This is a genomic window from Streptomyces mauvecolor (genome assembly GCF_039532965.1).
GTDB classification, from domain to species: Bacteria; Actinomycetota; Actinomycetes; order Streptomycetales; family Streptomycetaceae; genus Streptomyces; species Streptomyces violascens.
This window is the reverse complement of record NZ_BAAASQ010000003.1, coordinates 1-24,916: the sequence shown is the minus strand read 5'-3', so window position 1 is coordinate 24,916 and position 24,916 is coordinate 1. Positions and strand designations below refer to the sequence as shown.

The 24,916-nt window shown below is 70.1% G+C and carries 16 protein-coding genes; 8 read left to right on the top strand and 8 right to left on the bottom strand.

Annotated features, from left to right (window positions below; translation table 11 throughout):
• Positions 1 to 10: 10 nt before the first annotated feature.
• The 3 genes from ABD346_RS03080 to ABD346_RS03070 form a co-directional block, all read right to left on the bottom strand.
• The gene (locus tag ABD346_RS03080; RefSeq protein WP_344371254.1) at positions 11 to 3,889 is read right to left on the bottom strand and encodes an SDR family NAD(P)-dependent oxidoreductase; all 3,879 of its coding nucleotides are present in this window, start codon (positions 3,887 to 3,889) and stop codon (positions 11 to 13) included.
• On the bottom strand, positions 3,886 to 4,671 hold the full coding sequence (locus tag ABD346_RS03075; protein ID WP_344371252.1) for a thioesterase II family protein: 786 nt from the start codon (positions 4,669 to 4,671) through the stop codon (positions 3,886 to 3,888). Before ABD346_RS03075 ends, ABD346_RS03080 begins: the two co-directional genes overlap by 4 nt.
• 371 nt (positions 4,672 to 5,042) lie before the next feature.
• Positions 5,043 to 6,053, bottom strand: a complete 1,011-nt coding sequence (locus ABD346_RS03070) for a ParB/RepB/Spo0J family partition protein (protein WP_344371250.1) — start codon at positions 6,051 to 6,053, stop codon at positions 5,043 to 5,045.
• Between the two features lie 1,023 nt (positions 6,054 to 7,076).
• Here ABD346_RS03070 and ABD346_RS03065 point away from each other — a divergent pair.
• Positions 7,077 to 7,721 (top strand): ScbR family autoregulator-binding transcription factor, encoded by a 645-nt coding sequence (locus ABD346_RS03065; RefSeq protein WP_344371249.1) that lies wholly within the window; start codon positions 7,077 to 7,079, stop codon positions 7,719 to 7,721.
• A 1,030-nt stretch (positions 7,722 to 8,751) separates the two neighbouring features.
• Positions 8,752 to 10,005: a cell wall protein gene (locus ABD346_RS03060; protein WP_344371247.1), complete on the top strand. Its 1,254-nt coding sequence runs from the start codon at positions 8,752 to 8,754 to the stop codon at positions 10,003 to 10,005.
• 47 nt (positions 10,006 to 10,052) lie between these two features.
• On the opposite strand, the gene ABD346_RS03055 is transcribed toward ABD346_RS03060, so the two are convergent.
• From ABD346_RS03055 to ABD346_RS03045, 3 genes are all read right to left on the bottom strand, one after another.
• Complete coding sequence (locus ABD346_RS03055; RefSeq protein ID WP_344371246.1) at positions 10,053 to 10,688, bottom strand: ScbR family autoregulator-binding transcription factor; 636 nt, start codon at positions 10,686 to 10,688, stop codon at positions 10,053 to 10,055.
• Positions 10,689 to 11,002: 314 nt separating this feature from the next.
• Positions 11,003 to 12,232 (bottom strand): cytochrome P450 family protein, encoded by a 1,230-nt coding sequence (locus tag ABD346_RS03050; RefSeq protein ID WP_344371244.1) that lies wholly within the window; start codon positions 12,230 to 12,232, stop codon positions 11,003 to 11,005.
• Between the two features lie 106 nt (positions 12,233 to 12,338).
• The gene (locus ABD346_RS03045; RefSeq protein ID WP_344371242.1) at positions 12,339 to 13,025 is read right to left on the bottom strand and encodes a ScbR family autoregulator-binding transcription factor; all 687 of its coding nucleotides are present in this window, start codon (positions 13,023 to 13,025) and stop codon (positions 12,339 to 12,341) included.
• Positions 13,026 to 13,451: 426 nt separating this feature from the next.
• Between ABD346_RS03045 and ABD346_RS03040 the strand changes: the two genes are divergently transcribed.
• From ABD346_RS03040 to tpg, 6 genes are all read left to right on the top strand, one after another.
• Positions 13,452 to 15,368, top strand: a complete 1,917-nt coding sequence (locus tag ABD346_RS03040; protein ID WP_344371240.1) for an acyl-CoA dehydrogenase family protein — start codon at positions 13,452 to 13,454, stop codon at positions 15,366 to 15,368.
• Positions 15,369 to 15,531: 163 nt separating this feature from the next.
• Positions 15,532 to 16,269: a TetR/AcrR family transcriptional regulator gene (locus tag ABD346_RS03035; protein ID WP_344371238.1), complete on the top strand. Its 738-nt coding sequence runs from the start codon at positions 15,532 to 15,534 to the stop codon at positions 16,267 to 16,269.
• An 813-nt stretch (positions 16,270 to 17,082) separates the two neighbouring features.
• Entirely contained in the window at positions 17,083 to 18,324 is a 1,242-nt protein-coding gene (locus ABD346_RS03030) for a ParA family protein (protein ID WP_344371236.1), read from the top strand.
• The gene (locus tag ABD346_RS03025; RefSeq protein ID WP_344371235.1) at positions 18,321 to 19,307 is read left to right on the top strand and encodes a ParB/RepB/Spo0J family partition protein; all 987 of its coding nucleotides are present in this window, start codon (positions 18,321 to 18,323) and stop codon (positions 19,305 to 19,307) included. The genes ABD346_RS03030 and ABD346_RS03025 overlap by 4 nt, the downstream gene beginning before the upstream one ends.
• Positions 19,308 to 20,436: 1,129 nt before the next feature.
• Entirely contained in the window at positions 20,437 to 22,902 is a 2,466-nt protein-coding gene (tap, locus tag ABD346_RS03020; RefSeq protein WP_344371233.1) for a telomere-associated protein Tap, read from the top strand.
• A gap of 9 nt (positions 22,903 to 22,911) precedes the next feature.
• Positions 22,912 to 23,523: a telomere-protecting terminal protein Tpg gene (gene tpg, locus ABD346_RS03015; protein WP_189970467.1), complete on the top strand. Its 612-nt coding sequence runs from the start codon at positions 22,912 to 22,914 to the stop codon at positions 23,521 to 23,523.
• A gap of 40 nt (positions 23,524 to 23,563) precedes the next feature.
• On the opposite strand, the gene ABD346_RS03010 is transcribed toward tpg, so the two are convergent.
• Both ABD346_RS03010 and ABD346_RS03005 read right to left on the bottom strand, forming a co-directional pair.
• On the bottom strand, positions 23,564 to 23,962 hold the full coding sequence (locus ABD346_RS03010; protein WP_344371229.1) for a Fic family protein: 399 nt from the start codon (positions 23,960 to 23,962) through the stop codon (positions 23,564 to 23,566).
• Between the two features lie 17 nt (positions 23,963 to 23,979).
• On the bottom strand, positions 23,980 to 24,564 hold the full coding sequence (locus tag ABD346_RS03005; RefSeq protein WP_344371227.1) for a replication/maintenance protein RepL: 585 nt from the start codon (positions 24,562 to 24,564) through the stop codon (positions 23,980 to 23,982).
• Between the last annotated feature and the right edge of the window lie 352 nt (positions 24,565 to 24,916).

Genomic DNA, 24,916 nt, shown 5'->3' with positions numbered 1-24,916 from the left:
GGGGAAGGCCTCAGCCGGCCGCCACGGGCTCGGCCAGCGTGGCCAGCGTGATGGTCTCGGCGAGAGCGGCCACCGTCGGGTTCTCGTACAGCTCGTTGGTGGTGAGCCGCACGGCCAGCTCGTCGCCGATGCGGGCGAGCAGGCGGGTGGCGCGCAGGGAGTTGCCGCCCAGGTCGAAGAACGAGTCGTCCCGGCCGACGGCGGACTGGTTGAGGATGTCGGCCCAGATCCCGGCGAGCTGCTGCTCCAGCGCCCCCACCGGCTCTACGTGCTTCCTGCGCCCGGGCCGCTGCGGGGCGGCGTCCAGGAGCAGCTGGGTGGTGTCGACGGAGCCCGCGGCGTCCGTCGGGATGCTGTTGACCTCCATCAGGCGTACGGGGACGGGGAAGGCGGCGAGGACCGGCTGAAGGGCCCGGTGGACGGCCTCGGCGTCCGCGCCCTCGGCGGTGTAGGCGACGAGGACCTCGCGGGCGCTGAGCTCGTCGGTGACCAGCTCGGACAGGATCGCCGGGTTCTCCAGGTCGAGGCCGATGAGCAGGTAGTGGTGCGGCATGGAGGTCGCGGCCAGGAAGGCGCGCAGGCCGTCGTCGAGGCCGATGGCCCGGAAGCCGCGCTGGCGGGCCGGGGCCGAGGACTGGCCCTGGTTCATGCCGACGCCGTCCCACATGCTCCAGGCCAGGCACCGCACGTCGCGCCCGCGCTCGTGGCGCCAGTGGTCGGCGAAGCCCACCAGGAAGGTGTTGGCGGCCGAGTAGGCGCCGAAGGAGTGGCCGCCGAACTCGCCGTTGACCGAGCCGAACAGGACGAGGGAGGCCTTGGGCCGGCTGTCGAGGACGGCCGCGATGGCGAGGGTGCCGCTGACCTTGGCGGCGTACTGCTCGGCGAAGGTGGCCGCGCTCTCGCGGGCCAGGGTGTGCTCCTCCAGGTTCTTGCGCTGCCCGCTCACATCGGCGGCGGCCAGGTGCAGGACGCCGTCCAGGGTGCGGCCGAAGTGCTCCTCGGCGTCGGCGACGGCCGCTCCCAGCTGGTCGGCGCTGGCGACGTCGGCCCGGCGGTAGAGGACCTGGCCGAGCGCGGTCAGGTCTTCCAGGGCCTCGGCCTTGGCGCCCTTGGGCACCGAGCGGCCGACCAGCAGGAGCTTCACGCCGTAGGCGGCGGCCAGGTATCCGGCGAGGTCGTGGGCGATGCCGCCGAGGCCGCCGGTGACCAGGTAGAGCCCGCCCGGCGTGATCGCCGGGGCGCCCTCGGCCTCGGCCTCGGGGACCGGGCGCAGCCGCGGCTGCCAACGCAGGCCCTCGCGGGCGGCGACGACGCCGGTGTGGGTGCGGTCGGCGAGCTCGGCGCGTACGGCCTGCGCCCACTTCTCGCGGTCGGCCGGCAGGTCGAGCTGGCGCACGGTGGCCGAGGCGATCTCGCCGGCCGCGGTGCGCACCAGGCCCGGCAGGGCGCAGGTGGCGAGGTCGATGCGGTCCCAGGGGCGTACGTGGACGGAGCCGGCGGTGAGCAGGAGCAGCAGCGGGCGGCCGCCGTCCGCGATGTCGGGGGTTTCGAGGTCCTCCAGCGCCGCGACCAGGGAGGTCACCTCGGCGCTGATGGCCGCCAGGCGCTCGGCCGGGTCGCCGTGGGCGCCGTCGGCGGGCAGCGACCAGGCGTGCACCACCGAGGAGATGCGGCCGTGGCGTGCGGTGACGTCGGCCAGCACGTGGCGCAGCTGGCCGGCGTCGCCCGGGGTGACGTGGAAGAGGTCGGGGGCCGCGTGGACGAAGGAGTCGCCCCGGGTGACCACGACCGACGCGACGCCGTCGAGACCCAGGCGCTTGATCTGGCCCGGCTCGGCGAACACGAGGCGTACCCCGTCGGCCGGTTCGGTGGTGCTCGCCTCGTCCAGGCGCGACCACTGGCGCTCGAAGAAGAGGGTGCCCGCGTCGGTGTCGCAGTCGTCGTCCTGGGCGATGCGGTCGGCGAAGCGTCCGGCGCGCAGGTCGGCGACGAGGGCGGCGCGCTGGATCTTGCCGCTGGCGGTCTTGGGGAACTCGGCGTCGGTGACCGGCACGAGCAGGTCGGGGGCGAGGCCCGCCTCGCGGCCGAGCCGGGCGCGGATCTCGGTGAAGGTCCGCGCGAGGGAGTCGTTGTCCCAGCGGGTGGGGACGAAGAAGACGACCAGGCGGTCCGATCCCTCGCCCGGTTCGCGCACGCCGGCGGCCGCCGAGAAGGTGACGCGCACGCCGTCGACCTCCTCGACCACGCTCTCCAGTTCGTGGGCGATGTAGTTGGCGCCGCGGACCACGATCTGGTCCTTCTTGCGGCCCGCGATGACGAGCGCGCCCTCGTGGACGAAGGCGAGGTCGCCGGTGCGGAACCAGCCCTCGGGGTCGAAGGCGGCCTGGTTGGCCTCGGCGTTGCCGTGGTAGCCGCGCATCATCGTGACGCCGCGGATCTGGAGCTCGCCGATGCGGTCCTGCGGCAGGACCGCTCCGTCCGGGTCGACGACGCGGATGGTGACGCCGGGCAGCGGGCCGCCGACGGTGGAGAAGGCGACCGCGTCCTGGCCGCCCTTGTCGTCCTCGGTGAGGAAGCGGAGCTCGGTGTCGAAGGAGGAGGGGGCCACGACCACGGTCCCGGCGGTGCGGTCCTCGCGGCTCTGGGTGGAGTACGTGACGCCCGAGCAGGTCTCCGACATGCCCCAGGCCGGCGCCATCGCGGTGGCCGGCAGGCCGTGCGGGGCGAGCAGTTCGAGGAAGCGGTGGGAGGTGCCGGCCACGACCGGCTCGCCGCCGTTGGTGAACTCGCGCACCTTCGACAGGTCCCAGCTGCGCCCGGCGATCTCGTCGGCCTGCTCGTTGATGAGCGCGAACGCGAAGTTGGGCGCCCAGGTGTTGGTGGCGCCGTAGCGCTCCAGGGAGTCCAGCCAGGACAGCGGGTCGGCGAGGAAGTCGTCGATGCGGCCGTTGATGTGCTGGGCCCGCAGGAACATGTCGCGGATGTTGTAGAAGACGATCGTGACGTGGTCGAGCGGCATCCAGATGACGCTGACGTCGTCCTCGGTGTAGCCGCGGCCCTGGATGACGGCCCAGCTGCGGGCCGCCGCGCTGGCGTTGGTGTGCTGGACGCACTTGGGGACGCCGGTGCTGCCCGAGGTCAGCAGGTTGAAGACGGGTGTCTCGGGCCGGGTCGGGAACCAGTCGCCGTCCCGCTCGTGCCGGGCGAGCTTTTCGACGGTGAGGATCCGCACGGTGGACTCGCCCCACAGCTCGCGGACCTCGCTGAGCGCGGGCGCGGTCGCGGCGTCGGTCAGCACGACCGGGTGGTCGAGCAGGTTCCAGGCGCCGAACAGCTTGCGGTTGGTCTCGTTGTGCGAGGTGTACGTGGTGGCCACGGCGACCGGCGTCGGCACGAACCCGCCGAGCACGCAGGCCCAGAACGCGGTCATGTAGGCGCGGTGGTCGCCGAACTGGAACAGCGCCGCGTCCCCCGGCTCCAGTCCCGCCGCGCGCAGCCCGGCGAGCACCCGCTCGGCCTCGGCGAGGAGCTCGGGGTAGGTCTGCAGGTCGGGCTCGCTGTCGCGGCGCAGGTAGACGGTGCCCTTGCCGGGGGCGAGTTCGGCGGCGGTGCGCAGGGCGCCCTGCAAGGTGGTGGGGGCGCCCGCCGGTATGTGCAGCTCACCGCCGTACACCTGGGAGGAAGGTTTCTTCGGGGCCGCGGCCGCGGCCGCGGGCTCCACCGGCCCGGGCGCGTTCTGCCCGGGCTGCTCCGGGGCGGCGGCCCCGGCCGCGGCGGGCCGTGCGCCCTGGCGTACGACGGCGACGGCCTCCTGGACGCCGGGCACGGCCCGGGCGGCGGCGGCGAGTTCGGCGACCAGCGACGGGTCGATCGCTTGGGACGTGCTCATGAGGCTCTCCCTGCCATCTCGGGCGCCAGCAGTGTCTGGCTGATGAAGGCGACCACCTCGGCGGTCTTGTCGAGGAAGTAGAAGTGGCCGCCCGCATAGAAGCGGCTGTCGAAGCCGGCGCCGGTCTGCTCGCGCCAGGGGCCGAGCGTGTCCAGCGGGGCCCGGGGGTCGTCGTCGCCGGCCAGCACCGTGATGGGGGTGGCGAGGCGGGGGCCCGGCTCGATGCGGTGGTTCTCCCACAGGTCGAAGTCCGCCCGCAGGGTGGGCAGGAGCGAGTCCATGACGTCCTCGTCCTCGGCGATCTCCGGCTCGATGCCGCCCAGGCGCACGATCTCGGCGGCGAGCTCGTCGTCGGTGAGGTCGTGCAGCTGCGCCACCTCGCCGAGCAGGCCGGGCGCGGGCTGCGCGGACAGGAACAGGCGGCTGGGCCGCGGCCCGCCCTTGGCCTCGAGAGCCCGGGCCACCTCGAAGGCGAGGGTGGCGCCGCCGGAGTGCCCGAAGAAGGAGAACGGCCCGTCCATGACCGGCCGCAGCGCCTGGGTGAGCACCCTGACCAGCGGCCCGACGGCGGCCGGCGGGTCCTCGGCGATCCGGTTCTGGCGCCCGGGCAGCTGGACGGCGGCGAGCTCGATCTCCGGCGGGACGAGTTCGGCCCACTCGGCGTAGGCGCCCGCTCCGGCGCCCGCGTGCGGGAAGCAGATCAGGCGGTGGCGGGCACCGGCTCTGCGGGCCCGCCAGATGAACGGGGTCTCGGCCACCAGCTCGGCGAATTCGGCGCTCATTTCTCACACCTCGCCATCGGTGAAGGCCGGGACGGATATCGCGTTCTTCGGGTCCGGCTGGCGCCGCGAAGCTGTTCGCACGGCTCCTCCATAAAATTCTCTGTGGGATTCGAATGTCGAAGTGGAATCCGGCCCGGTTGTCACCCGGTCGGTCTGCGGAACTGGATCGACCAGCTCAGCAGTCGTTTTCGGCAGAGGCTCATGATGCTGGCCGTTTCCGCGAACCGGCCGGGGTGCAATTTCCGGGTGCGTTCCTGAACCGTTGTGCAGGGTCCGGTTCTCCTGTGCTGCCTGGTGTCCACCGTGCTCTCCGCTCGGGACTCGTAAGGAGGGACGAGGTTTCCCGAGAGTGCGTGGTGCGTCGTGGGCGGTCATGAGCACCGCATCTCGAGTTCGTGGGCCAGGCGGAGCCAGTGGTCGGCGCAGCGGCGGGCGGCCTGGGCGAGGGTGGCCGCGCGGTGGCGGGGCACGCTCTGGGCGAGCCGGCGCCACTTCGCCTCGTCGCCGATGGAGTGCAGGTTCATCAGCTGCAGGAGCATGCGCCCCGCCTCCGTGCGCAGCGAGGGGTCCTTGCTCATGTTGGGCAGGATCATCGAGAGGGCGGCCGCCGAGGTACGGGTGGTGGCGCGGCCGGTGGCCGGGCGGGCCGGGGTCTCGGCCGCCCGGGGCGCGGGCAGCTGGACGGCGGCCCGGGTGCGCTGGGGCACCGGGTCCTGGCCCTGGCGGATCCGGTCGCGTACGTCCTTGGCGGTGGCGGTCGCGATGCCGGCGCGCTGGGCGATCTCGCGCAGGGACGCGTCGGGGTGGGCGGCGATGACCTGGCTGGCGCGGATGCGGCCTTCGGCGGCGTGCAGCGGGCGGATGCGTCCGTCGCGTCCGGCCCGGGCGTTCAACTGCTCGCTCTGCACGGTTGAACGGCGCCGGATGGCGGCCACGGTGCCGGCCGCGAGGCCGGTGTTGGCGGCGATGCGGCGGTCCGACCAGTGCGGGCGGGCGGTGACGATGCGGGTGGCGGCCGCGGTGCGCTCGGCCTGCGAGAGCGGCAGCCCGTGCACGACGTTGAGCTTGACGGCGAGCGCGAAGGCGTCCTCGGCCTCGCCGTCGAAGAACTCGACCTCGATGTTCTTGTCGCCGCGCAGCCGGGCCGCGCGCAGCCGGTGCATGCCGTCGATGACCCGCATGGAGGCGCGGTGCACCAGGATCGGCGGGAGCGGGGAGTCGAGGTCGGCCAGGATCTGCGCGTGCTCGTCGTTGAGGCCGCCCGCCCGGGGGGAGTCGGAGGGCAGCAGCGATGCGATGGCGACGGTGGCCTGCTGTCCGGCGGGGCGCTGGGCCTCGGCGGCCGGGGTGTCCTCGGCGGGCGCCGCCAGGTCGAGACTCATCGAAGGACCCTCCCCTGCGTCGCCGCGCCGGACGGCGTGCGGCCGGCCGGTTCGGTGTGAGCGTCGAAGACGTTCATGACGTGGTGGGTCCTCCCCCTGTGGCTCCTCAGGTCCGTGTGCGGCCTGGGCACGATCGGTCGGTCGTCGGTGGTTCCCCGGAAGTGGTGCGCGTACGGAGGAAGTTGTCCGCGGTCCCCGCGGGGAGCGGCGCCGGACCGGCCGTACTGCTCCGGCTTGTGCGCCGCCTGCCACCAGGCACGCGAGTGATGCAAGTGCACGTACGGCTCCCCTCGAACGGCCGCAACCTCAACCTCGGAAGGAAAAGTACCAGTCCGCTGGTTTTTTTTCGAGACTCGGTCGAGAAAGGTCTTGCGTACTTCCGTGTGAAGCGGTGGAGCACTACAGCCCGCAGCCGCACCCCGGGGGACGATGGTGCGGCTGCGGGAGCTGGGGACCCCACGGAGCGGATCACAGAAAAGACCAGGTCAGGCTGTGCGTCCAGCGATATACGGCCTTCTCGTCGACCCGGCCGTCAGGGACGGGAAACCCGCCGCCGGGCGGGTCGCCGACCCCCTCCGCGGGGTTCGGCGATGACTAAAACATACCTGCATGCTGGTTTTCAAGCAGGAACATAGGCACTCAAAACGCCCGACGCACCCCGGCGGATCTCGGCCAAATCCGGAGCCGCCTCTTCAACTTCCGCCCCGGGTGCGGGATCTGATGGCTTTCCGGCCGGATTGCCCACCCCGATTCCTCCTCCCGGTGCCGGACCCGGAACGGCGGAGCGGCGGCCGGTTCCTGTGGCCGACGGCCGGCACGGGGGCGTGGATCGATGCCCGGGATTACTGCAGGGCCCATCGAATTCCCGTACGGACAGGGGCATTCGGGGCGCACTGAAGGCCGCCGGCGCCCGCGCATACAGGAGCGATCCGGACGACTCCGGGCAAGCCCTGGTTACAAAACCGCGAAGCTGGTTTGATAAGTTCTCATGGTGCAGCCCCATCCCCTGAGGAGCCACCGGTGATGAAACAGGAACGTGCCGTGCGCACCCGCCACTCGCTGATCCGTTCCGCGGCCGAGGCCTTCGAGCGCCACGGATACGTCCAGGCGAAGCTGGCCGACATCAGCGCCAGCGCCGGCGTCAGCCTGGGCGCGCTCCACTTCCACTTCGAAAACAAAGCCGCATTGGCCACGACGGTGGAGACGACGGCGGCCGTGAGCCTGCGCCGCGCGGCCTGGATCGCCCAGCGTCCCGGCATGAACGCCCTGCAGCGCCTGACCGACACCTCGCACGCCCTGGTCGACCAGCTGCACAAGGACGTCGTGTCGCGCGCGGGCTTCCAGCTGAGCGGCGAGGCGGCCCACCCCGGCAACGTGAACCTGCGTCAGGAATGGCAGGCGTGCGTGCAGCAGTTGCTGTCGGAGGCCTGTGACGAGCGCCTGCTCGCCGGGCACATGGAGCAGCACGACATGGTCGCCGCCATCGTGGCGGCGACGACCGGCTTCGAACTGCTCGGCCGCAAGGACCCGCAGTGGGTCTCCCACCGCTCGCTGTCCGGCTTCTGGCGGCTCGTCATGCCGTGCCTGGCCACCCCCGCCGCCCTCGTCGAGGTCGACCCCGCGAGCACGGTGCGGGAACTCGAAAGCATGGCGGCGATGACCGTCTGAGTCAGGTGCGTCACACCCAACTGCCCGACAGAGTACGTTGATCCCTGGCCGAGCATCGCTCCCGCCGGGGGTGGCCGCGGGCTTCTTCTCGTATGCCGGAACCCGTAGGTGAAGGGGTTTGCCGCAGGCAAGAAGCCGGGTTCGTAAGGCCGATTGAATGCATACCGGTTGCACGGTATGTTCGATCGAGGTCACCTTGATGACCTGCCATTACGACCCGGGGGAGGGCCACGTGGGAGGGAACGCCAACCACGCGTGGCGCCGGTACGCCATTTCCTTTGCACACCAGTACCCGTACGGCATCGTCACCGCCGTTCACGGGCTCTTCGGCATGCCCTCTGCGACCGCGCGCGGACAGCGCACAGGTGTGCGGGTCGAGGGGAGTGTCATGCCGTAACGCACGGGGTGAGTCCGGCCCTTGTGGAACCAAGGGACCGCTCACGTGCCGCGAGGGTGGCTTTAACCACCACCACTACGCGGCCCCTGCATCTCGTCTCTGCCGACCGAGCGCCAACTCGGCGGACGGAGTGCCCATCGGACGCCAATCCGATGGACTAAATCGGTTCACCCGAACCAGCCCCGCAAGGGGCTTCGCACCACAACGGCTTCCCTGCAAGGAGACCGTCCACCACACCCATCACCCCGAAACCGAGAGGAGGCAACCGACCCCCGAAGGGAGACAACCGACCCATCTGTTCCGTCTCGCGACTTGCGACTTGCGTCTTGTGACGAGTTGTCAGGCTCCGTAAGTCCCACCACCCCGAAAGGAGGCAGTCGTCCCGTAGCCGTCTTGTGATCCCGAGAGGGGGAGTGCCCCAACTAATGCCAGAGCCCTATCAGGAGTGCACCACACATCATGCTGCACAGCGGTCAGGTTTGCCAGTTCGTCAGCTGTAATCCGTTAGATCTGTCCGATCGTTTCGCTTCTGCACACGGTCAATCGGCTGGATCCGTACCTCGTGGGGACGTCTCGCCGTTCCTTCCCTCCCCTGTCCGGCGGGCCAGGAAACGGGCCAACTCGTGGCTTCCGGTGGCCAGGGCTGCCCAGGACGTGCTCACCACGGCCTCGCGTCACGCGCAGCCGCGCGCCTGGCTGCGGGCGGTGGAATGGCTGGTGGGGAGCGGGATCCACCCCAGGGCCAGTGCCGTCACCGTCGCCGTGGCACGCGATCTCGCGGCGCGCATGGACTACGGCGCGGGCACCGTCCTGTACGACCTGGAGGGCACCGCCGGGCGCGTCGGCATCAGCCGGGCGGGCCTGAAGAGGCACGTGGCTTATTTGCGCGAACTCGGCGCACTTGTATGGCTGGTTCACGGCTCCAAGCGCAATCTGCGCCTGCCCGGGCGGAAGTACACCGCCACCGCCACCGTGTACGCGGCCGCCATCCCTCCCGTCTACGACGCCGCCATGGGCCACCGGGTGCCGGTCGCCGGCTACGAGGGGCGCGTCACCGGTCTCACTCCCGTCCCACCAGCCACTCCCGACGGGGCGAACTGCCCCTGTGGATACAGCTGTGGAGAAGTCTGTGGAGAAACAGTTCTGCGCAGACCCCCTGTTCACGGCCTTGAGCCCCCTTCCCGTACCGCTTCTACCCCCGGCCCGACAGCTGAGGTAGAACGTGGTTTTTCAAACACGAGAGCAACACTTGCGCGCGGGCGCAACCGAGCCCCGAAAGCGGCGCCCGAGAGCCCCGAGAAGGCCCCGAGGGCCAGAAAGACGAAGCAGCCGAGGAGGGGCAGGAAGGCCGGTTCGACCCGCCGTTCCCCGCTGCAGGTGGCCAAGGACATCCAGATCGCCCGCCAGGTGCGCCCCCGGGTCAACTGGACCCAGGGCGAGGGCCTGAGGCGGCTCGCCTTCAGCCTGCGCCCGCTCATCGACCAGGGCCTCGACGCCGACACCATCGCCGCCGAACTCCACGCCTGGTTCCTGGACTGGCGCCCCGCCGACCCCGCCGCCTACATCCGCACGCAGCTGCGCCGACAGGCAGAACTCGCCGCCCAGCTGCTCCCCCCCGACCAGCAGGTCCGGCCCCAGGACAACGCGGCCTGGCGGAACTGGTGCGAGCAGAACGCGGCCGAGGAAGCCGCCCGCGAGAGCCTCTCCCGGGCTCCGCGCACCGATGAGGACCGCGCCACCGCCCGCGCCCGGGGCACCTACGACATCACCGTGGTCCTCGACCACCTCGACGACCACGGCACCGACGACACCCTCGACCTCTACGGCACCCGCCTGACCTCGCTCGCCGCCCGCATGCAGGCCTCGGGCACCATCACCCCGTACTGAACGCCCAAACGCGGCACGGCAGCCGGAGAACTCCGGACACCGGGCCATCAGCCCGCCTCGGCCGCCGTCCCCGAGGCCACCAGGCGGTCCAGGACCGACTCCTCGGCCAGCCGGGGCAGCAGCAGCCCCCAGAAGCGCGTCAGCGACGCCGGGGACAGCCACTGGGGGTCCTGCCCGCCCAGCGCCTCGAAGCCGGCCACGGCGGCCACCACGGCCAGCGCCGCGTCCTGGGCCGACACGTCGTCGGCCAGCGTCCCCTCGCGGTCGGCCTGGGCGAACACCGCCTCCACCCAGCCCTGCCAGCGCCGGTGCAGGTCCTCCCCCGCACCCGTCGACTCCGGGCTGTCGCCGAGGTCGAACCCCGCCCGCAGCACCACGTCGTGACTGAAGCCCCGCAGCAGGGCGTGGCTGGCGTCGATCAGTATCTGCAGCGCGCCGTCCGCCTGCTCCTGCTCTCCGCCTTCCCCGGTGATCCGGCCGAGGCGCTGCGCCGCCGCCTCGCACACCGCAGCGGCCAGGGCCGCCTTGCTCGCGAAGTGGAAGTGCAGCGCACCGTTGCTCACACCGGCACGGGCACTGATCGTGGAGAGCGACGCGGTCTCGAAACCGTCCCGGTCGAACAGCTCGGCGGCCGACTCGATCAACGCATTGCGCGTACGTACCGCGCGTTCCTGTCTTGCCATCAAGGCGCTCCGTTAGTGCGGAGGGATGCCGTGCGCGAGAGACCCTCGTTCGGCCTGTGCGTGAAGACCGCACACCTCACCTTAACAAACCGCTGCGGCGGTTTCTAGATGGCCCATGCACGTCCCCAGGGAAACCTCATGGTCTGCGGGGATTCGAACCCCCGCAGGCGTAAGGAACACCGTACGGTGGAGCGCACAGTGTGCGCAACGGCGCACAGTGACACACGCCCGCCCCGCCTCCGGGAACGCGAAAGCTCCGCGGCCGTACGCGGGCCGCGGAGCTCGTGCGGGTCCCTCTCCCGAGGGGTGCAGGCTCAGGCGGCGGGCCGCAGCACCACCGGCAGCGTCGCGTACCCGTTGACGATGAACGACGGCAGCGGCTCCAGGTCCGCCACCGGCCCGGCCGGCGCAAGCTGCGGGAACCGGCCGAAGAGCGCCTCCAGCGCCACCGTCGTCTCCAGCTTGGCCAGCGGCGCCCCCAGGCAGCGGTGGACCCCGTGCCCGAAGGCCAGGTCCTCGCCGCGCCCGGCCAGCACGTCGAATACGCCCGCGTCCGCCCCGTGCTGCCCCGGGTCCGAGACCGCCGCCGCGAACGAGACGACGATGGCATCCCCCTGACGGATCGTCAGGCCGTCCAGGTCGATGTCCTCCACCGCGAACCGCAGCGGCTGGAAGGCGGCGGGATTGTGCGTGCGCAGCGTCTCGGTCATCACCTCGGCCCACCCGGCCCGCCCGGCCCGTACGTGCGCCAGCTGCCCGGGACGGGCCAGCAGCGCCCCGACCGCGTTCGCGATCAGCGTCGACGTCGTCTCCTGGCCCGCCGCGATCATGAGATACAGCGTGCCCAGGAGCTCCTCCTCGCTGAGCCGGTCCCCGTCGTCGCGCGCCGCTATCAGCGCGGACGTCAGATCGTCCCCGGGCCGCGCCCGCTTGGCCGCCACCAGCTCGCCCAGGATCCGGTACGCCTCAAGTCGCGCCGCGTCCATCTCCTCGGCCGGGACGACCGTGTCGAAGACGACCTCCAGCGTGGCGCACAGCGGCTGTCTGAACTCCTCGGGCACACCGAACAGTTCACAGATCACCTGCATCGGGAGCAGCTTGGCGAACGACGCGCGCAAGTCGACCGTCTCCCCCGCCGGCACCTCGGCCAGGACGTCCAGGAGCCGCTCGGCCGCCTCCTCGACCTTGCCCCGCAGGGCTTCGGTGCGGCGCATGGTGAACGCCCCGGACACAAGGCGCCGCAGCCGGGCGTGGCTGTCCCCGTAGGAGAACAGCATGTTCTCGTTCGCCACCCACGGATACAGCGGCCACTCCTGCGTGATGCGCCCCTCGGCGAACTCGGGCCAGTGCTGCCGCGCGTCCTTGGACACCCGCGGGTCGAGCAGCAGCTGCTTGACGTAGCGGTGCCGCGTGACCGCCCACGCCCGCACGCCGCCCGGCAGCACGACCTCGACAGCCGGCCCCTGCGCCTGCAGCGCGGCCGCTTCGCCCGCGAGATCCCGCCCCGTGACATCCAGCGCATACGGGCAGACAGCCTGACTCATCCGTGCCTCCGCTCAGTGGATCACTGCATTGACGTACCAAAACCCCTGCGCACACAGTGCACAGGCACGGCCCCGCCCGCCCCCGCAACGCGGAAAAGGGCGGCACTCAGCCCGGCAGGACCAGCTCCGCGCCGCCGCGCAGCTTCATCGCCGCCTCGTAGATCTCCGGCCCGCGCGTCGGCGTGAAGTCCATCCGCACGAGCACGGCCGGCATGGCGATCGACGGCATCACGTGCCGGTACAGGTCGACCACCCGCTCCGCCATGTCGGTGCGGTCCGACATGATCCTCGACAGCACCTGGATCCCGGTGAACGAGCCCACCATCAGCTTCGCCACACGGGAGACGTCCGTGTCCGCCATGATCTCCCCGCGGACCTTCGCCTCACTCAGGAGCTCGACGTTGTGCTGGATCCACCCCGCCATCGGCACCTGCCGGTCCAGGCCGTCCCTCGGCGAACCCTGGTCCACGGTCAGGCGGATGCTGCCCTGCACGATCGGATCACCCGTGTCCCGCCCCAGCAGGTACGTGAGCAGCAGCGACTCGTCCAGCGACTGCTGCAGCTTAAGGTCCCGCTCCGGCACCAGCGGCATGGCCAGCACCTGCTCGGCGAGCACCGCCTGGGCGAGCTCCTCCTTCGAGGTGAAGTGGAAGTACAGAGCTCCCTTGGTCATCCCCGACTTCTTCAGGATGTCGGTGATCGTCGCCGCCTCGTACCCGACCTCGTCGAACACTTCGGCCGCCGAAACAAGGATCTTCTGCCGAGTCCGAACCGCTCGTTCCTGCCGCGCCACAACCCACCTCCACACATGCCCTGACCAGCCGAGAAAGAAACCGAAGGGTTCGTATTCTAGCAGCGGCGACACGCCGCACCAGCGTGCGTGCCGAACCTGCACATATCCGCCTAACCAGGCTCATTCCCTGACGATCATCGACGACTGCCCAGTCATAGGGAAGAATAAAACCAGCTGATCGGTTTTTCAACGTGCGGAGTCGGCGGACCCGGGGGAGGTCCCTGGTGGCCGAACTGCCCCCGGAGCTGGGCTCCATGCCCTGAATGGGCCATTCCGGTGTGATCGCGGGGTGCCCCCGGCATGAGCGCCACTCAAGTGCCGCTTGAGGCGGCCTCAAGAAGGGGCTTGAAAATAAAACCGGTTGGTACGTATCTTTAGGGCCTGAGCTTCCCACCTACCGGGTTCCTCATCAACGGGGAGAGGTCCATGACCTTGCTGACGTTCCAGAAGACCGAGTTCGTCGACACAGAGATGGAGGCGGCCGCCGGCGCCGACGGCCGGGACGGCCGTTTCGCCTTCGGGGCCTCGGCCCTGGCGGCCGGTGAACTGGCCCACCTGCTCTTCGACCGCCAGGACCGCGACCGCGTGCACGAGACCTGGCGCAGCCTGGTGAGCGGAGCGGACTTCGCCCACCGCCCGGGACTGGCCCCCGCCGAGCGGGCCGCCCTTTCCTACCGGCGCCTGCGCCTGGCCAACCAGGCCGTCGACAGTGCCGAGGAACTCGCCGACGACCCGCACCGCCTCGCAGCCCTGCACGAGTGGACCGGCCCCGTCGACGGCGGCCTGTGCACCGTGGCGAGCATTCACTACAACCTGTTCCTCGGCAGCCTCCTCGACCACGACAACGAGGGCCGGGACCTGTCCGCCTTTACGTCGATGAAGCGCACAGGAACGTTTCTTTGCACCGAGCTCGCCCACGGCAACGACGTCGCCTCCATGGAGACCACCGCGACCCTGGACCGCACCACCGACGGGTTCGTGCTGCACACCCCCAACCCGGGCGCGCAGAAGTTCATGCCGAACACCAGCACCATCGGCGGGCCCAAGAGCGCCGTGGTGGCCGCCCGCCTCCTGGTCGACGACCAGGACCACGGGATCTTCCTCTTCCTGACTCCCCTGAGCGACGAGAACGGCCACCTGCCCGGCGTGAAGGTCCGCCCGCTGCCCGAGCGCACCGGCACCCCCGTGGACCACTGCCTCACCGCCTTCGACCACGTGTGGCTCCCCCGCGAAGCCCTCCTGGAGGCCGCCCACGGACGGCTGGACGCGGAGGGCGGTCTGAGCAGCAATCTCGGCAACAAGAGAAAGCGCTTGCTGCGGTCCATCGGCCGCGTGACCATGGGAAAGCTCTGCATGAGCGCCGGAACACTCGGCATGTCACGTACAGCGCTTTCCATCGCCGTGCGCTACTCCCACGACCGTCTCATCGCCGGCCCCAAGGCCGGGCAGAAGGTGGCGCTGGCCGCCCACCGCAGCCACCACAGCCGCCTCCTCGACAAGCTCGCCACCGCCTATGCCATGACGTTCCTGCACCGCACCACCGTGGACCGCTGGGCCCGGCACACCGACGAGGACCGCGAGGAGACCGAGCGCCTGGTGGCCATCGCCAAGGGCTGGATCACCTGGCAGGCCCGCGGCATCACGACCGAGTGCCGCGAACGCTGCGGCGCCCAGGGCCTCTTCCCCGCCAACGGCCTGTCCGACCTCACCCTCAACATCGAGGGCGGCATCACCGCCGAGGGCGACAACCTCGTCATCTGGGTCAAGGCGGCCTCCGAGATGGTGCTCGGCCACCAGGTCGACCGCAAGGCCTCCGCCCACCTGCCCGCCGCCGAACGCAGCCTCACCGACCTGCACTTCCTGCGCGACCTGCTCGCCGAGGTCGAAGGCCTGTGGCAGGCCAGGGCCCGCACCGCGCTGCGCCACGGCCCGTGCGGCGACCCGCTGTCCCGCTGGAACGAGACCTCGCCGGCCGCCCTGGAAATGGTCTCCGCCCACGCCCGCCTCCAAGCCGCCGACGCCTTCCTCGCCGCGGCCGCCCAGGCCCTCGACCCCACCGCCCGCTTCCTGCTGGAGAGCCTGTGCCGGCTCTTCCTGCTCAAGCAGATCACCGAGCACACCGGCGACCTGCTCGCCGATGAGCACATGACAGCCGACCAGGTGCGCGCCCTGCCCCGCACGGTCAACGCGATCCTCGCCGACCTCGCCCCCCACATGACCACCCTGGTCGACGCCTTCGACGTCCCCGCCGAGATCCTGGCCGGCGTCCCCATCGCCTCCGGCGACCACATCGGCCACTACACGGCGGAGCCCGCCACCGAGGGCCTGCGCACGCCCTGCTGACTCCTCACATCCAGCCATGCGAACACTGTACTCAGAAGAAGAATGGTGTACGCTAGTTGCGAATGGTGTGCGCTACGGTGATTCGCAGAGCACGACCGGCCCGGATTATCACGCCGTGATAATCCGCAGGCGCCCCCACGCAACGGGCAGATGAGGAGGCCACGTGCCCATCGACGAGCAGCAGACGATTCCCTCGGTGTGGACCCGCCCGCGTGGCCGGCGCGAACAGCCGGCCCTGAGCCGCGAGCAGATCGTCGCCGAAGCCGTACAACTCCTCGACTCCGAGGGCATCGACGCGCTGAGCATGCGCAAGCTCGGCACCCGCCTCGGAGCCGGCGCCACCTCCCTCTACCGGCATGTGGCCAACAAGGACGAACTCATCGAGCTCGTCGTGGACGAGGTGTACGGCGAGATCGACGAACCCGACACCGACAGGCCCGCCCACTGGCGCGACGTCACCACCCTGCGCGCCCACAACCTGCGCGCCATGATCCTCAAGCACCCCTGGATCGCCTCGGTGCTCGGCGAGGTCGGCGTCGCCTACCTCGGCCCGAACCTGATGCGCCTGTCCGACCGCATGATCGCCACCTTCGAGGCAGCGGGCTTCCCCCTCGACGAATCCGATCACGCGGTACGCACCGTCTTCGCGTACGTCACCGGAATGACCACCAGCGAAGCGGCCTGGCTCACCATGCTCGCCCGCAGCGGCCAGACCGAACAGGACTGGGTCGAGCGCCTGTGGCCCGCCGCCGAAGAAGCCGCCCAGTCCTACCCGCGCCTGCAGAAGGGCTACGCCGACAAGCGCGGCAAGGACCCGCGCACCTCCCGCGACGAGAACTTCGTCTACGGCCTGGAGCGAATCCTCGACGGCCTGGAAGTCCGCCTCGGCAGGACGGCCTGACTCGGCATCACCCCCAGACTGCCGGGCCGGCCGGTCCATCCCCCGTACCGGTCGACCCGGCATCCGCTCCTCTCCCCCGCCGTGCGGAATTATCACGCCGTGATAATCCGCGCCGCGCCGCGCAGCGGGAGCCGAGGCCGCTCCGCCCTGAGGCCCCGATTATCACGGCGTGATAATCGGGGCCGTGCACTGCCGCAGACCGGAGGCCGCCCCGCCCTGCGTCCGGGATTATCACGGCGTGATAATCCCGGCTCCCCCCTGCCACCACGGCTTGTTGAGCCGCCCTCAGGGACCCGCCGCCGGGCCGACCCCGAGGGGCGCCGCCGCGGGGCTGGATTATCACGCCGTGATAATCGGCCTCGTCGGGCCGGACCAGGCGCCCACTCGTGACTCCCGCCCGTCCCTTGAGACCCCGTCACTTCGCCTCGTCACCGGCCGACGCGCGAGCCCCGGGCCGGGCACCGCTTCCCTGCCGCAGGTGATTATCACGGCGTGATAATCCGGACCGCGCCGCGCAGCGGGACCCAGGGGCCGAAGCCACCCCGCCAACCGAGCCGCAATTATCACGCCGTGATAATCCCCGAACCCCCTCGCCGCCCCGGCCCGTTGAGGCAGCCGCCCGGGCCGATGGCGCGGCAAGGAGGAGGCGATCGGGAGGCTGGGCGAGGGCCGGGCGAGGGCCGGACGAGGGCCGGACGGCGGCGGAGACGAGCCGCCCCTCGATTATCACGCCGTGATAATCGCCCCCCACCCTGATACCTAACTAACGTGTCGGTACGGAAGTTGAGCAAGTTCGTTAGTAAGGTTCCCCCTATGGCTTCCCCCGCGAACGCTGGCGACCGCGAGAAGGTCGTCTCCAAACTGCCCGGCTGGCTCAGGCAGGACCTGAAGATCAGGTCCGCCCAACTCGGCATAGAGATCCAGGGCGCCGTGGAACAGGGCCTCGCCCAGTGGTCCGCCCTCGCCTCCGCCCCCACCGCCGTCGACACCTCCGGCGCCGACTCCTTCTCCACCTGGCTCCCGGCCGGCCAGTGGGACACCTTCAGGAACATCGCCGCCGACCGCGGAATCTCCCTCACCCAGGGCCTGGCCCAGGCCGTCCAGGTCTGGCTCCAGACCCACCCGGCCCCCACCGTCGTACGCCCCGAAATCCCCCGCCGCATCATCGTCTGCAACCAGAAGGGCGGCGTCGGCAAGACCGCCATCACCGCCGGCACCGGCGAAGCCCTCGCCGAGGACGCCGCCACCCTCCACCCCGTACGCGTCTCCAAATACTTCGCGGCCCTGCTCGACGACAACGACGGCTCCGACCCGCTCGCCCTGGAAGACCTCCCCGGCCTCGGGCTGCGCGTCCTGCTCGTCGACTTCGACCCGCAGTGCCACCTCACCCGCCAGCTCGGCCACAACCCCCTGCCCATGGAGGGCGACAGCCTCACCAAACACATGGCGGGAGAAGCGGCAGGCCGCCTCGCCGACCTCGTCGTCCCCATCGAGGAGGACCGCTTCGGCGACCGGCTCCACCTGCTGCCCGGCTGCCACGACGCCTTCCTCCTCGACGTCCGCCTCTCCGCGGTACGCGCCAGAGAAGCCTCCCTCGAACGCGCACTGGCTCCCCTGGAAGGCGAATTCGACGCCATCCTCGTCGACTGCCCGCCCAGCCTCGGCCTCAGCATGGACGCCGCCGTCCACTACGGACGGCGCCGCACCAACGAAGCCCCCGGCGCCTCCGGCGTCCTCATCGTCGTCCAGGCCGAAGACAGCTCCGCCGACGCCTACGACCTGCTCACCAGCCAGATCGAAGACCTCCGCGGCGACCTCGCCCTCGACATCGACTACCTCGGCATCGTGGTCAACCAGTACGACGGCCGCCGCGGCTACATCGCCACCTCCTCCCTCCAGGCGTGGACCGACATAAAGGAACCCCGCGTCGTCGGCGTCATCGCCGACCTCAAGGAGCAGAAGGAAGCAGTACGCCTCAAGCGCCCGCTGCTCGCGTACGCACCCAAGTCCGACCAGGCCATCGGCATGCGCGCCCTGGCGAGGGAGATCTCATGAGCAAGGCCGAACGACTCGGCGCCGGCGTCTCCTTCGGCCAGGCCCGCCCGGTCAGCGCCCGCCGCGCCGCCATCGGGGCCGCCACCGGCGCCCCCACCGCAGGCGTCCCCGACCCCACCGAGCTCCCCGTCGAGCTCATCAGCCAGAACCCCGACAACCCTCGCGACCACCTGCGCGACCTCGACGGAATGACCCGCAGCATCCAGGAGCTCGGCCTGGTCAACGCCATCACCGTCGCCTCCGTCGACGCCTATCTGCAGGCCCGCCGAGAGCGCGCCGGAGACCTCGACGAAGGCGCCAAGTACATCGTCGTCGACGGCCACCGCCGCCTCGAAGGCGCCCGCCGCGCCGGCCTCAAGACCCTCCGGGTCCAGGTCGACAACTCCCGCGTGGCCACCGACGAAGCACTCCTGGAAGCCGCGTTCGTCGCCAACTTCCACCGCGACGACATGACCGACCTCGAGCAGGCCCACGCCCTCGATGCACTGGTGAAGTTCTACGGAAGCCAGACCAAGGCATCCCACCGGCTCGGCATCTCCCAGGCGACGATCTCCTCGAAGCTGTCCCTGCTGAAGCTCTCCACCGACCTCCAGGCCGAACTCGCCGAAGGCCGCCGCCAGGTCGAGCACGTACGCAACCTCGGCAAGCTGACCGCCGAGGAACAGCGCATCGCGGCCGACGCCCGCGCCAAGGAAGCCAAGCAGCGCGCCGAACGAAAGCCGGCCGCCGATTATCACGCCGTGATAATCGACCCGACCAAGCCAACCCCGGCCGGCTCGAAGGCAGCAGCACCAGCCGTACCGGCCCAGCCCGACCACCACGACCAGCCCGCAGCACCTTCGGACCCGGCGGCCACCATGCCGTGGGACGACATGAACGCCCTAGCCGCCATGATCATCGCCCGCGTCCCCGCCACCGAGCGCCTCCAACTGACAGTGCTCCTCCAGAGAAAGAACCGAGAGGAACTCAAGACCCACCCGTGACGGCGCCCCACCAACCGGCCCTCCGCCGACCGGCCCCGGATTATCACGCCGTGATAATCCGCAGGAGCGGGGAGACTGGGGGCCGGTGAGCGGGAGGACGGCGGGACTTGGCCCCCACCCTCCGCGAGCACCGGAGGGTGACGGGACACCAGGCAGGGTGCCGAGGCGGCAGCGAGGCGCTCGTGATTATCACGGCGTGATAATCGAGACCCGAGCCGAAGCCCCGCCTACGACGCGACCAGGGCTGGCGGCACCTGGCCGGACAGCGGCCCACCCGGATTATCACGCCGTGATAATCGGCGGCCCCCACGGAGCCGCGCTTCCTGCTCGCCCCCCCCGGGTCGTCCCCGGGTCGTCCCCCGGTCGCCCTCCCGGCCGGACACCGGACAGCTGCCCGCCGAGCCGGCCCCGGATTATCACGGCGTGATAGTTGGACCGGCCCGAGCACCCATGCGGTGCGGAGGGTTCGCGATTATCACGCCGTGATAATCACCGGGACCTCGGCGGCGGCTCGCCCCTGGCCCCACGGCCATGGCCCCGCCACCGACGGTCGACGAGCTCGCCGAATTATCACGGCGTGATAATCACGGCCGCCGACCAAGCTCCACCCGGCACCCCGGGCCGGTCCCCGACCGCCTCTCCCCTGGGCCGAGCCTCCAAGGGCCAGGGCCAGCCGCCGGATTATCACGCCGTGATAATCGCCGCCTCATCGACGAAGCCTGGTCCGGGGCAGGGCCGGTACTGCAGCCCCGGCGGCAGCCAACGCCCGGATTATCACGGCGTGATAGTCGCGACTGCCCTACCGCACCGCCCCCCACCGCGTGGGTGCTCGGGCGGGCCCAACTATCACGCGGTGATAATTCGGCGGCTGGCTCGCGCTCGCCCAGAGGGGCGGCGCGGCGTTGAGACCGAGGCCGCAACTGGGCCGAACCGACAGCCACTTCGCCAAGCGCGGCGACCGACTCCCGGATTATCACGCCGTGATAATCACCAGCGGCTCCAGCCCGCAGGTCCGAACCCGCCCGCTCCCCTTAGCCCAGCCCAGCCCCCAGCCCCAGCCCGACACACCAGTACGCCAAAAGTACGGTCAAAGTCCGCCTCAAGGTAGCCTTGGGGCAGGAGGTGCCCGATGTCCGACCGCTTCGACGCGATCGATGCCCTGATCGCAAGCCAGCCGTTCCTGCCGCCGCCCAGCGAGCGCGAACGGCTGCGCAAGGCCCACGGCCTCACCCAGGAGGCACTCGCCGAAGCGCTCGGCGTACGCAAGGCCACCCTCGTCGACTGGGAGAAGGGCCGCACCCACCCGCGCCCCCCTCAGCGAGAGCTGTACGCCCACTTCCTCAACAAGCTCGCCAAGATCTACCCCTCCGGCCAGCCCAACCAGCCCAACCAGCCCAACCAGCCCAACCAGCCCAACCAGCCCAACCTCCCAGCGCCCCAGGCCCCCGAAGCCGCGCCCCGCCGCCCCGCCCCCCAGCCCGCCGCCGCGGATTATCACGCCGTGATAATCACGGAGCCGCAGACGGAGCCGCAGAACGAAGCGGCGCCGAAGACCGATGCCGCCGCCCCCGAGCAGCCACAGACTCAACCCGCGCCCGAGCCGCCCACCCCGCCCCTCACCCCGGCTCCGCCGCCCCCGGCCCAACCCCAACAGAAGGCCGCCGATTATCACGCCGTGATAATCGCCCCCCAAACGACCCCGGCACCCCCCAAAGCCACCGTCAAAGCCCCCACCCCCAAACCCACCCCCACCCCCAAGCCCACCCCCAACACGCCCTACCCCAACGGCCCCCTAGCCGTAGTGGACGGAGACGGCACCGCCTACTGCACGGGCGGCCTGGTCCTGGACTGCCCCGCCAAAACCCTCTCCGGCCTCGTCGACTGGACCCTCAACGAATCCGGCCTCGGCGCCCAGGCCCTGCACCCCTCGGGCAAGGACGCCGACCCCCTGATCGTGCTCACCGAATCCGCCGCCGTACGGTTCGGCCTGCCCGCCCAGCTCCCCGACGACCCGGCAGTCCAGCGCGCACAGCGCCTCCCCGACGACCATAAAGTGATCAAGGCGCTCACCCGGGCCAAGTGGAAGCTCACCAAGCGAGGCCTCGGCCCCTGGCCGCGCATCTACCGCCCCGCAACGGGCAACCGCCGCCAGTGCGTTCAGCTCGCCCTCGTCTCCTGGGGAGCCCTCGACGCCCGCGACTGGGGCAAGGACTTCGCCCGCGCAGCCACCGCCGGCGAGATCCCCCCGCCCGAACTCGCCCGCGTCCTCGCCACGTACGCCGCCCTCGTCCTCACCCCGCGCGGAGGCGGAGCGACTTGCGGCATCGCCCTGATGGAAGCCCTGCGCCCCCGAACCCGCGCCGTACGCAGCGAAGACGGCGGCTGGATGTCCGGCCCGCAGCCCGGCTCGCTCACCCTCGCCGTCGACCCCGCCCCCTGCGAGGCCCCCGCCGAACACCCCGTCCCCTCCACCCTGTGGGGAACAAACAATCGCCCACTCGAACAGGCAATCAACGAAGAGGCATACGAGTGGATCCGTGACCCGGAACTGCTCACCGACGAGGAATGCCTCAAGCCGTACGCCCTCGGCCTCGACGTGAACATGGCCTTCGCTGCGGCCCTCAACCGCCTCGTCGTCGGCCTCGGCGAAGCCGTGCACCTCAACGCGCCGGACTTCGACAAGGCGCTGCCCGGCTCCTGGCACGTCGACCTGTCGCACATCGACATCGACCCCCGCCTGCCCAACCCCTTCACCCCCGACGGAACGAAGCCGACCGGCCCCGCCTGGTACGCCACCCCCACCGTCGCCTACGCCGCCGAACTAGGCCACCACGTACAGCCGCTGGAAGCCTGGGTACGCCCCACCACCGACCAGCTCGCCCGCCTCGGCATCCCCGCGCCCGCGGCAGCATGGGAAATCGGCGATACGGACCGACTCGACCGCCTGGGCCTGACGACAACCCCGCCCGCCTTCCTCCACCAAGTCGTACGCTTCGACAACGGCGCCTACTTCGACCCGGTCTACAAGCACCTGCGCCAGGCCTACCTGACGGTGATGGAGCAGCTCGGCGTCACCCCCGGCATGGCCGCCCCCGACTTCGTCGAAGCCATGTCCGTACACAAACAACAGGACCCGGGCCTCGCCGCCGTACTGACCGCGATCAAGGGCACCGTCAAGGGAGGCGTCGGCAAGATGCGCGAACGCCCCCAGGGCAAGAACTACCGCCCCGGCGAACCCTGGCCGGCCCTCGCCCGCCCGACCTGGCGCCCCGACCTCCGCGCCGCCATCATCTCCACGGCCCGCATCAACATGCACCGCAAGATGCTCAAAATGGCGGCCGCGGGCCTCTACCCGATCGCCGTCCTCTCGGACTGCGTCGTCTACCCCAGCGACGACCAGGCCCCACAGAACCTGCTGCCCACCGGCCCCGACGGCAAGCCACTGCCCGGAATCTTCCGACTCGGCGTATCACCCGGCATGGTCAAGGTCGAAGGCGTCCAGCCCTTCCTGTGGGCCGCCCACCTCCTCGACCAGGGCGACAACCCCGCCCGCCACATCAAAGATCCCCAGTCCAACGAGGACAGCGGAGAGTAGGAGAGACCCGTGGGGCTCATCGACGACGCACTGGAGCGGGCGGAACAGGAGAACGTCCACCGCCCGATCCCGGCCACCACATACGGCCAGATCACCTACCTGCTCAAGCAGGCCCAGATCGCCGACCGCAAGCACGCCAGGACCACCGGCACCAAGCCCGCCTCCAACGCCGAACTCGCCCGCCGCGTCGCCCGCCAGGTCGGCACCACCCAGCGCACGGTCGAGCGCTACCGCGATAAAAAAATCAAAAAAGCAAAAGGCGTCCTCGCCTCCCGCATCGAAGCAGCGGTACGCCGCACCTGGCAGCCGAAGGTACGCGCAGCAGCCCGCAAGCGCGCCTCCACGACCGGCGGCATCACCGTGGAGACCAGGGCCCGCTTCGGTTTTTCCGCCGCCGGCACCTCCACCGACGACCCCCGCCTCCGCCTCATCACCCAGCACCTGCCCCCCTCGTACGCGGCCCGCCTGTTCACCGCGAAGGACTCAGGTGCGACGCACGCCCAACTGCAAAACATCGTCGCAGAGGGCCTCCAGGAGGAGTATTTCAAGAACAGCGGCACCCGGGCGCAGGGCCTGCAGGTGGAATTCGACGGAATTCAGTACGTGGAATTGGATTTCTAGGGAGCTTTCCTCACCACCGGGACGTGTTCCCCGAGCCTTCCTACGCCACCGCGTGCAGCCCGCTCTTGCCATTCTTGGGCGGCCGCTTGGCGTAGTCCGGTACGAGGATGGGCGCGGGCCCGCCCAGGGCAAGTTGCTTGCTCATCTCGTCCTGGAGGTCACTCTGCGATTCGTAGCCAGCCACAGCGGGGTTCAACGCGTAGCGGTGGCCTCGCCCACCGCCTGAGCGGAGAACGATCCCCCGGTCAACGAGAAGCGCCATGGCACGGCTCATGGAGGCCTGGCCGACGCCGAGGATGGCGTCGATCTCGGACTGCTTCATCTCGACAGCCCCTCCAGGCTGCTGATGCTTGACCATCACTGAGAGGACGTCGATCGCCGTCGGTGTGAGCTGAAGCTGATAGAGCGCGCCGAGGAGGCCGGTGGTAGTGAACAGCATGGGGTCCGTCCCTTCGTTCAGCTGATCTCGGACCTGGAGAAAAGAGTGAGCTCGGGAGCAAGTTCGTCAGGGAAACGGGACTCCAGCTCAAGCGATCGTAGCTCCGCCAGGAAGTCTCGCTGCTCTGCGCCGTTACCGTTGTACGCAACCCGAGGGTTGAGCTCGTAGGTGCTGCGCCGAACCTTCCGGATCAGGTTCTTCCTGCACAGTGCGTCCAGAGCATTCCCGATGCTCGTGCGAGCGACTCCGAGCTCCTTGGCGATCTCCGCATGAGTGACACTGATCCGCCCCTTCTTCTGCCGACCGATGATGTTCGACAGGACTGCTCCCTGAAGCTTGCTGATGATGTTGTGCATCAGGCAGTACGGCAGCACACGGCGGAGGAAGTAGTTGCTGACCAACGAGTAACCGTCGGTCCCAAGCATGTCGTGCGGTGGCCTTCGATAGACCGTCGTCTTGACTTCGTGAACCGGACCGTGCCCGAGCTGCGAGGCAATCAGTTCGGCTAGGTCATGGTCCGGTCCCTCAACAGGCCTTACAGGCTTGAGCACGGGAGCCGACGCCGGTCGGCGTGCGCGCAACGGCCCTACTTCATTGCCCACTTGGCGATCCTTTCACGTACAAGTGAGCGGTACTGTACGGCAAAACTTGTGGACAGACGCATGTTACGCGCCAAAAAGTTGCTCCTGCTCGCAAGTCTTCGTCAGTGGCCGCCGACATCAACCCGGCTAGGACAGGGGAAGAAACCTTCCCTTCCCCGCTCTCACCAACTAACCCGGTAGAGCGACCACTTCAACGTCCACCAGCCTTCCAGGGCAAGATCCTCTTCTTCGTCGCTCCGGCACTGCCTGGAGCGGCGGCAGCTCCTCAACAGACACGAAACATGCGGCTGTTGACAAGTTTTGAGGTAGACTTGTCAGTAGACGCATGTTTCGCACTTCAATGTGGGGGGGA